General features: G+C 69.3%; 9 protein-coding genes and 1 pseudogene. 2 read left to right on the forward strand and 8 right to left on the reverse strand.

Annotation, left to right across the window (positions count from 1 at the left end; all coding sequences use genetic code 11):
* The 7 genes from RMO30_RS09820 to RMO30_RS09850 all read right to left on the reverse strand — a co-directional run.
* A partial coding sequence (locus RMO30_RS09820; RefSeq protein ID WP_309712653.1) for a heavy metal translocating P-type ATPase occupies window positions 1–1,531 on the reverse strand: 1,531 nt, incomplete at its 3' end.
* Entirely contained in the window at window positions 1,528–1,890 is a 363-nt protein-coding gene (locus RMO30_RS09825) for a heavy-metal-associated domain-containing protein (RefSeq protein WP_309712654.1), read from the reverse strand. The genes RMO30_RS09820 and RMO30_RS09825, both read right to left, overlap by 4 nt.
* Window positions 1,891–1,925: 35 nt before the next feature.
* Complete coding sequence (locus RMO30_RS09830; protein WP_309712659.1) at window positions 1,926–2,213, reverse strand: metal-sensitive transcriptional regulator; 288 nt, start codon at window positions 2,211–2,213, stop codon at window positions 1,926–1,928.
* 266 nt (window positions 2,214–2,479) lie between these two features.
* Window positions 2,480–4,000, reverse strand: coding sequence for an L-arabinose isomerase (araA, locus tag RMO30_RS09835; RefSeq protein WP_309712661.1), 1,521 nt, complete (start codon window positions 3,998–4,000; stop codon window positions 2,480–2,482).
* Between the two features lie 13 nt (window positions 4,001–4,013).
* On the reverse strand, window positions 4,014–5,609 hold the full coding sequence (locus RMO30_RS09840) for an FGGY-family carbohydrate kinase (protein WP_309712664.1): 1,596 nt from the start codon (window positions 5,607–5,609) through the stop codon (window positions 4,014–4,016).
* A complete protein-coding gene (locus RMO30_RS09845; protein ID WP_309712667.1) occupies window positions 5,606–6,316 on the reverse strand; it encodes an L-ribulose-5-phosphate 4-epimerase in 711 nt (236 codons plus the stop codon). Before RMO30_RS09845 ends, RMO30_RS09840 begins: the two co-directional genes overlap by 4 nt.
* Before the next feature lie 70 nt (window positions 6,317–6,386).
* Window positions 6,387–7,388 carry a LacI family DNA-binding transcriptional regulator gene (locus tag RMO30_RS09850; RefSeq protein WP_309712669.1) on the reverse strand — a complete coding sequence of 334 codons (1,002 nt, stop codon included), beginning with the start codon at window positions 7,386–7,388 and terminating at the stop codon, window positions 6,387–6,389.
* A 64-nt stretch (window positions 7,389–7,452) separates the two neighbouring features.
* Between RMO30_RS09850 and RMO30_RS09855 the strand changes: the two genes are divergently transcribed.
* The gene (locus RMO30_RS09855; RefSeq protein ID WP_309712672.1) at window positions 7,453–8,871 is read left to right on the forward strand and encodes an MFS transporter; all 1,419 of its coding nucleotides are present in this window, start codon (window positions 7,453–7,455) and stop codon (window positions 8,869–8,871) included.
* Window positions 8,872–9,243: 372 nt separating this feature from the next.
* Here the strand turns inward: RMO30_RS09855 and RMO30_RS09860 are convergent, their stop codons facing one another.
* Entirely contained in the window at window positions 9,244–10,038 is a 795-nt protein-coding gene (locus RMO30_RS09860; RefSeq protein ID WP_309712675.1) for a transglutaminase family protein, read from the reverse strand.
* 217 nt (window positions 10,039–10,255) lie between these two features.
* Here RMO30_RS09860 and RMO30_RS09865 point away from each other — a divergent pair.
* Window positions 10,256–10,481: pseudogene (locus RMO30_RS09865) on the forward strand (hypothetical protein); the annotation flags it as partial.

Here is a 10,481-nt window from a genome sequence, read left to right on the forward strand (position 1 = left end):
CCACCAGACGGCCGTCGACGACGGCCTGCACCCCGTCGCCAGCGTGGGCCGTGAACGCTTCGGCCCGCACCGCGGAAGATGCTGCCTGGACGATGGCGCGCCCGATGGGGTGTTCTGAGCCGTATTCGGCGGCCGCCGCCAGGAGCAGCAGCTCGTCAGGGTCGACGCCGGTGACGGGGTGGATGCCGGTGACGGCCATGACGCCGGACGTGAGCGTGCCGGTCTTGTCGAGCACGACGGTGTCGATGCGGCGGGTCTGCTCGAGCACCTGTGGTCCCCGGATGAGGATGCCCAGTTGGGCGCCGCGGCCGGTGCCGACCAGCAGCGCGGTCGGCGTCGCGAGTCCCAACGCGCACGGACAGGCGATGATCAGGGTCGTCACCGCCGCCGTGAACGCGATCTCGAGACCAGCGCCCGCGATCAGCCAGCCGCCGAAGGCGACCAGAGCCAGGCCGATCACGACGGGAACGAAGACCGCGGAGACCCGGTCGGCGAGGCGCTGCACCTGGGCCTTGCCGGTCTGGGCCTCCTCCACGAGGCGCGCCATGCGGGCCAGCTCGGTGTCGGCACCGATGCGGGTGATCTGCACCACCAGGATGCCGCCGGCGTTCACGGTCCCGCCGGTCACCCGCGCGCCCGGGGAGACCTCGACCGGGACGGACTCGCCGGTGAGCATGCTCTCGTCGACCGCGGATGCGCCGTCGAGGATCAACCCGTCAGAGGGGATCTTCTCGCCGGGACGCACCAGGACGGTGTCGCCGGGGACCAGCAGATCGGCGGCGATCCGAATCTCGACCCCGTCGCGGAGCACGGTGGCGTCCTTCGCGCCGAGCTCCAGCAGGGCGCGCAGCGCTTCGCCAGACTGCCGCTTCGCGCGAGTCTCCAGGTAGCGGCCGGCGAGGATGAACACCGTCACGATCGCGGCGACCTCGAGGTAGAGCTCATGGCCGCCGGCCTGCGGCGTGCCGATGAGCTGGACGCTCATCTGCATCCCCGGCATCCCGGCCGAGCCGAAGAACAACGCGTACAGCGACCAACCGAACGCGGCGAGGACGCCGACGCTGATGAGAGTGTCCATCGTTGCGGCCCCATGCCGAGCGTTGACGGCCGCAGCCCGGTGGAACGGCCATGCCCCCCACACCACCACCGGTGCGGTCAGGGCGAGGGCGAGCCACTGCCAGTTCGTGAACTGCAGAACGGGGATCATCGACAGCACCGCGACCGGTGCGGCGAGGCCCGCGGAGATGACCACGCGGCGACGCAGCCCAGCCAGCTCCGCATCCTTCGCCGAGGGCCCACCCCCACCATCCGCGTTCGGCGGCGCGGGAACGATGGCGGTGTAGCCAGCCGCCTCCACCGCACCAATCAGCTCGTTGATGGGAACATCCGTGGCGTGGACGTGGGCTCTCTCGGTGGCGAAGTTCACGGTGGCTTCGACGCCGGGTAGCTTGTTCAGCTTCCGTTCGATCCGGGTTGCGCAGGACGCGCAGGTCATCCCGGTGATGTCGAGATCGACATCGATGGCGCTCATGACACCGGCGCGAGCGAGTACCCGGCCTCCTCGACCGCACTTCGCACCTGACCGTCATCGAGCGGCGCGGCGCTGGCGACCCGCACGCGGGAGGTTCCGCCTGCGTTCAGCTGCACGTCCACGTCGGTGACGCCGTCAATTGCGGACAGTTCTTCCGTGACGCTGCGCACGCAGTGCGAGCAGGTCATCCCGTCGATGAGGTAGTCGGCGACCACAGCTCCCGCCGCGGCAGGCGCGAGGGTGTCCGTGGAGGTCACGGCAACCCCCGGCGCTGCGGTGGTGTGGTCGCGGGGGGTGCAGCAGGCGCACCCGGCGTTGTTGTCGGTCAGTCCCAGGTCGGGGATTTCGGAAGGAGACATGGATGTGGTCCTTTCGCGAGGGGGATAGCTGCGGTTCACGAGCGCACGAGCCGGGCGATCGCGTCGCTCGCCTCGCGCAGCTTGGTTTCGGCGACCGGCCCACCGGTGGCGGTGGCTTCGGCGACGCAATGCGTGAGGTGGTCCTCCAACAGGGCAAGGGCGACCGACTCGAGGGCGCTCTTGGCGGCAGATACCTGGGTGATCACGTCGATGCAGTACGCATCCTCCTCGATCATCCGCGCGATTCCGCGAACCTGACCTTCCGCTCGCCGAAGCCGCTTCAGCAGCGCATCCTTGTCATCCACGTACCCATGACCGTGCATAGTCGTACCTCCTTCGACGAGTGTACTCTACCCTCTAGGGGTATGGGGTATTGGCTCGTCGAGCCAGCCGGAACTAGGTCGTCCTGGTCCGATGAGTGCACACGGGAATGCTGCCCGGGTCTATCCGCGGCACGCGGAATCTCGGCGGACCGTTCAACGACCTCCCGACCCGCCGCCGCTGGCTCGGTCGTCTCGGCGGTTCTCTGTACGCCGATTGGTGCGTGCGGCAGATCCCGCGGTTCGGGGAGTGACCTGAAGCCCCTGGTCTATAGCCCCTGGGCGAGCCGGTAGTACGCGGCATTCCAGCGCAATTCGCGGGCGAACTCCTCCGTCGTGGTGTTCTCGTCGATGACGAGCAGTTCCACGCCAGACATCGCCGCGAAGTCCCGGAACACCTCGACCCCGACCTGCGTCGACATGACGGTGTGGTGGGCGGCGCCGGCCTGCAGCCACGCGGTGGCCGAGGTGCGGAAGTCGGGGCGCGGCTTCCACACCGCGTGACCGACGGGCAGCTTCGGCATCGGGGCGGGCAGCGGCACGTTGTCGACGACGTTCGCGACCAGCCGGAAGCGCTCCCGTACGTCCGAGAGGGCGACAACGATCGCCGGGCCGGGGTCGGCGGTGAAGACCAGCCGCACGGGGTCGTCTTTGCCGCCGATGCCGAGCGGATGGATCTCGAGGCGCGGCTTGGCGGTGGTGAGCGTTGGCGAGACCTCGAGCATGTGGGCGCCGAGGATGAGCTCGTTCCCCGGCTCCAGATGGTACGTGTAGTCCTCCATGAGGGAGGCGCCGCCCGGGAGGCCCGCGCCCATCACGGCGGCAGTGCGCACGAGCACCGCGGTCTTCCAGTCGCCCTCGGCGCCGAAGCCGTAGCCGTCGGCCATCAGGCGTTGCACGGCGAGGCCGGGCAGCTGCTTGAGGGCACCGAGGTCTTCGAAGGAGTCGGTGAAGGCGTGGAACCCGCCCGCCTCGAGGAATCCGCGCAGGCCCGCCTCGATGCGCGCCCCCTCGCGCAACGCGTCATGGCGGTCGCCGCCTTCGAGCAACTCGGGCACGACCTCGTACGCCGCGAGGTACTCGGCCACCAACTCGTCCACCGCCGCTTCCGAGACGCCGGCCACGGCATCCACCAGGTCGTTGACGCCCCAGGTGTTGACCTGCACGCCGAGCCGGATCTCGGCCTCGGTCTTGTCGCCCTCGGTCACGGCCACGTAGCGCATGTTGTCGCCGAAGCGGGCGACGCGCATGCCACGGGTGGCGTCCCGACCGGCGGCCGCGCGCGACCACACGCCCACCCGAGCGGTGACTGCCGGGTCGGAGACGTGGCCGACGACCGTGGTGCGCGGGATGCCGAGGCGGGTCTCGATGTACCCGAACTCGCGGTCGCCGTGGGCGGCCTGGTTGAGGTTCATGAAGTCGAAGTCGATCTCGCCCCACGGCAGGTCGACGTTGGCCTGGGTGTGCAGGTGCAGCAGCGGTTTGGCGAGCGCGTCGAGCCCGGCGATCCACATCTTCGCGGGGCTGAAGGTGTGCATCCAGGCGATCACGCCGATGACGTCGTCGTCGGCATTGACCTCGAGCATCGTGCGGCGAATGGCGTCGCTGTCGGTCAGCACGGGCTTCCACACGACGGTGACCGGGATGTCGGCCGCCTCCGCGAGTCCGGAAGCGACCGCTTGCGACTGGGTGGCGACCTGGCGGAGGGTCTCCTCGCCGTACAGGCCTTGGCTGCCGGTGAGGAACCAGACGACCTTCGTCTTCAGGTCGGGAACGATCGAGCGGGTCATTGCGTGTCCTTCGTTAGAGAGCGGTGACGGCGGCGCGTTCGACGGCGAGGCCGGCGCGGTAGCGGTCGAGGTAGGCGGCGTAGCCCGCGACGTCGTCGACGCCGGGTTGCACGGTGCGGGATTCGGTCGACGCGAAGACGCGGTCGCGGAGGTAGCTGTCGAGGTCTCCGCCACCCGCTGCGGCGAAGGCGGCGAGCACGGCGACGCCCCAGGCACCGCCTTCGGCAGCGCTCTCGGCGACCTCGACGGGTGCGTCGAGAGCGGCGGCGAGGAACCGCTGGGCGACCCCGGCGGTGCGGAACATGCCGCCGTGCGCCGCCATCCGCTCAAGCTTCACGCCCTCCTCGGTGAGCACCTGCATGCCGAGACTGAGGGTGCCGAAGACGCCGTACAGGTGCGCGCGCATCGCGTTGGCGAGGTTGAGCCGACTGTCGGGGGTGCGCACGAACAGCGGGCGACCCTCGGTGAGTCCGGCGATCGGCTCGCCCGCGAGGTGGTTGTAGGCGAGCAGCCCCCCAGCATCCGGAGCGCCGTTGAGCGCCTCTTTGAACAGCACGTCGTAGGTGGTGTCGATGTCGACGGCCAGCCCGGCGGCTTCGGCGAAGCGGTGGAACATGCCCGCCCAGGCCGCGAGTTCGCTCGCCCCGTTGTTGCAGTGCACCATCGCGACCGGGTCTCCCGCGGGCGTCGTGACGATGTCGAGTTCGTGGTGCACGTGCTGGAGGGGGCGCTCGAGCACGACCATCGCGAAGATGCTCGTGCCCGCGCTCACGTTTCCGGTGCGCGGCGCGACCGCGTTGGTGGCGACCATTCCGGTGCCGGCATCGCCCTCGGGCGGGCAGAACACGGCGCCCGGCTGGAGGGCTCCCGTCGGATCGAGCAGCGCGGCGCCTTGCGCGGTGAGTTCGCCCGCCGGCTGCCCGGCGACGAGCACCTCGGGGAGCAGTTCGCGCAAGGGGTGGGCGAGGGGAGTGTCGTTCACGAGCCGGTCGTAGCGCGCCTGGAAGTCGGCGTCATAGGTGGGGGCGTCGGGATCGATCGGGAACATCCCCGACGCATCCCCGATGCCGAGAACCCGGCGTCCCGTGAGGCGTTCGTGCACGTAGCCCGCGAGCGTGTTGAGTGACGCGATTGCGGGCACGTGCGGCTCAGCGTCGCGCACCGCCTGGTGCAGGTGGGCGATCGACCAGCGCAGCGGGATGTTGACGCCGAACAGCCCGGTCAGCTCGGTCGCGGCGTCGCCGGTCGTCGTATTGCGCCAGGTGCGGAACGGCACGAGCGACTCGCCCTCGGAGTCGAACGCGAGGTAGCCGTGCATCATCGCCGAGATGCCGATCGCGGCGAACCCGGTCGGCTCGACCGAGTAGCTGCGTCGAACGTCGGCGACGAGGTCGGCGTAGGCCGCCTGGAGGCCCGACCAGACGTCGTCGAGCGCGTAGGTCCAGACACCGTCAACGAGCTGGTTCTCCCATTCGTGGGATCCGCTCGCGATGACGTCGGACGGGTCGTCGCCGATGAGGCACGCCTTGATGCGAGTGGAGCCGAGCTCGATGCCGAGCACCGCACGCCCAGCCACGATCGTGTCAGGTGCTGTGGTCGCTGCAGTCATCGCCGCTCATCCCCCTGTTGTCCGTAGACGTTCTGGTAGCGCGCATACAGCGCGTCGATCTTCTCTTGCGGAATCGGGATGAGGTCGCCCGCCTGCCGGGCGAGATGCACCGACCGCGCGGCGTCCTCGCACATGACGGCAGCCTTCACGGCATCCTTCGCCGTCACGCCGATCGTGAACGGTCCGTGGTTCTGCATCAGCACCGCGCGCGAGCGGTGGCCGCGCAGGGTCTCGACGATGCCGCGCCCGATCGAGTCGTCGCCGATGACTGCGAACGGTCCGATCGGGATGGGGCCGCCGAACTCGTCGGCCATGCCGGTGATGACGCACGGGATCTCTTCGCCGCGCGCGGCCCAGGCGACCGCGTAGGTCGAGTGGGTGTGCACGACTCCACCGACCTCGGGCATCTCGCGGTAGACGTAGGCGTGCGCGGCGGTGTCGCTCGACGGGCTGCGCTCGCTGCCCGGGGTGCCGGGTACGACGGCGCCGTCGAGCGTGCAGAGGATCATGTTGTCGGGCGTCAGCTCGTCGTATTCGACACCGGAGGGCTTGATGACGAAGAGGTCGGTTCCCGGCACGCGACCCGAGACGTTGCCGCCGGTCCAGACGACAAGGCCGTAGCGCACCAGTTCGCCGTGTAGTCGGGCAACGTCGGCACGTAACGCGGCGATGGCCGCATTGACCGCGCGATCGGCGTTGTCTCTCATCACATCCTCCTTGACGGTACCGCGATGTTATCGCTCACATGATTGATTGCCAAGTGGGGCTCCAGCTCGGTCAGACTCGGGTCGTCGACGCCCGCACCACCAGGGTCGGCGCGACCGTCGGCACGGCCGGGTCGGGGTCGTGCCCCTCGAGGCGCGCGACGAGGTCGCTCACCGCGCGGCGGCCGACCTCCTCGAAGTCTTGGTGCACGGTCGTGAGCGGTGGCAGGCTGTGGGCCGATTCCGGGATGTCGTCGAAGCCCACGACGCTCACATCGCGCGGCACCGAACGTCCGAGGTCCGCGAGGGCGTGCATCAGGCCCAGGGCCATCTGGTCGTTGCCGCAGAGCACCGCCGTCGTCGCCGGGTCGAGGGCGGCGCCGGCGGCATAGCCGGAGTCCGCGGTCCAGTCGCCGGTCAGTCGGGGGAGGAGGGCGACCCCGGCCGCGGCGAGCTCCTCGTCGATCGCATCCCGGCGCGCGACCGCTTCGAGATAGTCGGCTGGTCCGGTGAGTTGCTGGATGCGGCGGTGCCCGAGTTCCAGCAGGTGACGCGCCGCGAGCCGGGCGCCCGCGCGTTGGTCGACCGCGATCGCGCCGACGGTGTCGACATCGCCGGTCTGCAGCAGGGCCGTCGGGATGCCTGGGGGGACGACATCCAGCTCGTCGGTCACCACGCGGTACGGCGCAATCACGACGAGTGCTTCGATCGACTGGTCGAGCAGAAAGTGCAGACTCTCCCGCACCGCGGCGGTCTCGATCAGCGTGCTCGTGATGAGGGCGTGGTAGCCGGCGGCCCGGGCGGCGCGTTCGATCGCGTGCAGGCTGCTCATCGGGCCGAAGTCGGCCGTTGCCGGCACGAGCACCCCGATCGCGCGGCTGCGGCTGGTGACCAGCGCGCGCGCGGCACGGTTCGGCCGATAGCCGAGATCGGCGATCGCGGCGAGCACGCGCTGGCGGGTCTCGGGCCGGATGCCGGCGAAGTCGTTGAGCACCCGTGACACCGTCTGGTGCGACACTCCGGCACGCGTCGCGACGTCGTACATGCTCGGGGCACGCCGCGTCGGATCGGTCACGGCGGCCACGCTACCCGTTCGCAGGGGCTGCGCCGGTGTCGGGGGCCGGTCGTAGGCTCGCGCTATGACGGAGCCGACCACGACGCCCGCCGCCACGGAACACGTTCCGCCGCCGAACGGGATGCGCACGTTCCTGGGCGTTCTCATCAACACTGCGCTCGCCAACGTCACCACCAGCTACCTCTGGTTCGGGCTCACCTTCTGGGTGTACATCGAGACGCGGTCGGTGCTGGCGACCGGAATCATCGGCGGCGCCTACATGCTCATGATCGCGCTGTTCGGCATGGTATTCGGCTCTATCGTCGACCGGCACCGCAAGCACGTCGCCATGATCTTCGCGAGCGGCACAACGCTCGTCGCGTTCCTCATCGCCGGTGGCTTCTACCTCGCGCTTCCGGAGAGCGCGTTGCTCGACCTCGGCGGCCCGTGGTTCTGGCTGTTCGCCGGCGTCATCCTGTTCGGCGGCGTCATCGAGAACATGCGCAACATCGCGCTCTCGACCACCGTCACGCTGCTCGTGCCGGTCGAGCGGCACGCCAACGCCAACGGGCTCGTCGGCACCGTGCAGGGTCTCGCGTTCATGGTCACGAGCGTGTTTTCAGGCCTCTCCATCGGCATCCTCGGCATGGGCTGGACGCTGCTGCTCGCGATCATCTTCACCGCGCTCGCGTTCCTCCACTTGCTCTTCCTGTCGATTCCGGAGAGCAAGCCCGAGGTCGCCGAGAAGACTCCGGTCATCGACATCCGCGGAGCCTGGAGCGCGATCAAGCTCGTGCCGGGTCTGTTCGCGCTGATCATCTTCTCGACGTTCAACAACCTCATCGGCGGCGTCTACATGGCGCTGATGGATCCCTATGGGCTCGAACTGTTCCCCGTAGAACTGTGGGGAGTGGTGTTCGCGGTCGCGTCGACCGGGTTCATCATCGGCGGGCTCTTCGTCGCCAAGTTCGGCCTCGGCCGCAATCCGATCCGCACGATGCTCATCCTGGTCATCGTCATGGGCGCTCTCGGGGCGCTGTTCACGATCCGCGAGTCCTGGTTGTTGTACGCGGCTGGCATCTGGTTATACATGACGATCATTCCCGCCATCGAGGCGTCGGAGCAGACCGTGATTCAGAAGGTGGTGCCGTTCCGCACGCAGGGTCGGGTCTTCGGGTTCGCGGCGGCATTCGAGGCGGCTGCGGCGCCGGTCACCGCATTCCTGATCGCGCCGATCGCCGAGTTCATCATCATTCCGTACATGAACGACGGTGGCGGCACGCAGGCCTGGAGCTGGCTGCTCGGCGACGGTGAAGTTCGCGGGATCGCGATCGTCTTCCTGTTCGCCGGACTCGCGATGATCGTGTTCGCGTTGCTCGCCTTCCTGACCCGGTCGTACCGAACGCTCTCGGCGACCTTCCAAGGTCAGACTGAGTCGGTCATCCCCGATGGCGATGACGTCGACGGAGCGGATCTCGATGCGGAGTCGTCTTCCACCCGCTGAACTGACGGGCTGGCGCCGCCTTCGCTGCGCCACTCGTCGGTGGCGCGATCGTCGGCGGTAGCAGTCGCGGCGGTCTTACGCGCCTGCAGTTCGTCGAGCAGCTCCCGCAGGCGTCCCACGGGGCTAGACCCGGTCTGAACGCACGGAGCTTGCGGGGCGTTCGCCGGTGCCCGTCGGGCGGCGGCTGGGCGGAACCGGACGACTGGGCTGAGGCGGGCGGCCGGGCTGAAACGACTGACGCCAGCGCAGCGCAGCATCTTCTCGGCGCTTCGTCTCGATCGCAGAAAGCAAGAAGCGAGTCGAGACGGGAGGGAGCACCCCCTGACGGTAGGCCGCGCAGCTGTGCGAACTCCCAGGTTGCCTGCCGTGGGGTCAGCGCAGAACGGCCAGCTCAAGGGTGTCATCGAGCGGAAGCTCATCGGCGATCGCCAGCACCTGCAGGTCGGCGATCCGCACCGGCAGGTCGCCGCGAGCCGACAGGAAGGCGATGTCGGCGGCATCCCGACCCGTCGCGATGCGCACCAGGCTTTGTCGCGGAGCGAGCGTCGTCGCGTCGACAACGTGCCAGACGCCGTCGATCGCCGCCTCGGCGACCGCATGGAAGTCCATCGGCGTCAAGCCCGGCGCGTAGACCGCGACCACACGGGCGGGCACATCGAGGGCACGGAGGAAGGCGACGACGAGGTGGGCGAAGTCGCGGCACACGCCGCGGCGCGACAACATGGTGCGCACGGCCCCGTCGGTCGGCAGGCTCGAACCGGTGACGTAGGCGATCCGCACGCCGACCCAACTCGCGACGGCGGCGAGCAGCTCCGCGCCGCGCAGGCCTGAAAACTCGGCGACCGCGATCGGTCGCAGCAGGTCGGACTCGCAGTATCGGCTGGGGCGCAGGTAGCGGATCTGTTGCATCGCATCGAGATCGGCGGGAATCGCCTGACCGCTCACGGTCGCGGTGTATTCGATGTGCACGTCGCCGGCCCGCACATCGATCACATGAAGACGACCACCATGGATGTCGTCGAGTACCGTCACCGGCAGGACGCGCCCCGCCTGCGTGGCCGCGAAGCGTTCCTCGGCGTCGTGGCCGGTCGCGACACCGACGGCAAGGGCGACCTGCGCCGATCCGTCGGATGTGAGGTCGAGGGCCACCGTCGCGTCGCGTCGCATGGTGCATCTTCGCATCGTGACGGTCGCGCGCGCGGGGGCTGGCGGACCGACCGATTCGCAGGTACGAGGCGTATGGTGACCGCAAGGTTGCCGGAGTACAGACTTCCGCGGCCACCGGATCGCGATGGCGGGGTCCCGCGAGAGGTGCCGACCGGCAGACGTCTCGGGAACGATCGTCGCACCGCAATCCGGGTGACGGGTCAGGAACGGGCGCCACGTGACCACGTACGGATTCCTCAGCACCTACCCGCCGACGCGGTGCGGCCTCGCAACCTTCACCGAAGCGCTCGCCACGGCCGTTCCCGGTGTCGGCGACTCGGACTCCCTCGTCATCCGTGTCGATGACCTGGTGCCCGCAGGACCCGCCGTCCCCGGTCGCCGTACGCGCGTCGTCGGTGTGCTCAGCCCCGGCAGCGCCGTGAGTCGGGTCGCCGCCGCGCGCG

The sequence above is a fragment of the Pseudolysinimonas sp. genome, from assembly GCF_031389465.1.
Lineage (GTDB): Bacteria > Actinomycetota > Actinomycetes > Actinomycetales > Microbacteriaceae > Pseudolysinimonas_A.

Bases quoted from the DNA above. Each gene is read 5' to 3' on its own strand.
- RMO30_RS09845 (WP_309712667.1), bottom strand. From the start codon at position 6,316: ATGAGAGACAACGCCGATCGCGCGGTCAATGCGGCCATCGCCGCGTTA.
- RMO30_RS09830 (WP_309712659.1), bottom strand. From the start codon at position 2,213: ATGCACGGTCATGGGTACGTGGATGACAAGGATGCGCTGCTGAAGCGG.
- araA (WP_309712661.1), bottom strand. From the start codon at position 4,000: ATGACCCGCTCGATCGTTCCCGACCTGAAGACGAAGGTCGTCTGGTTC.
- RMO30_RS09860 (WP_309712675.1), bottom strand. From the start codon at position 10,038: ATGCGACGCGACGCGACGGTGGCCCTCGACCTCACATCCGACGGATCG.
- RMO30_RS09825 (WP_309712654.1), bottom strand. From the start codon at position 1,890: ATGTCTCCTTCCGAAATCCCCGACCTGGGACTGACCGACAACAACGCC.
- RMO30_RS09840 (WP_309712664.1), bottom strand. From the start codon at position 5,609: ATGACTGCAGCGACCACAGCACCTGACACGATCGTGGCTGGGCGTGCG.
- RMO30_RS09855 (WP_309712672.1), top strand. From the start codon at position 7,453: ATGACGGAGCCGACCACGACGCCCGCCGCCACGGAACACGTTCCGCCG.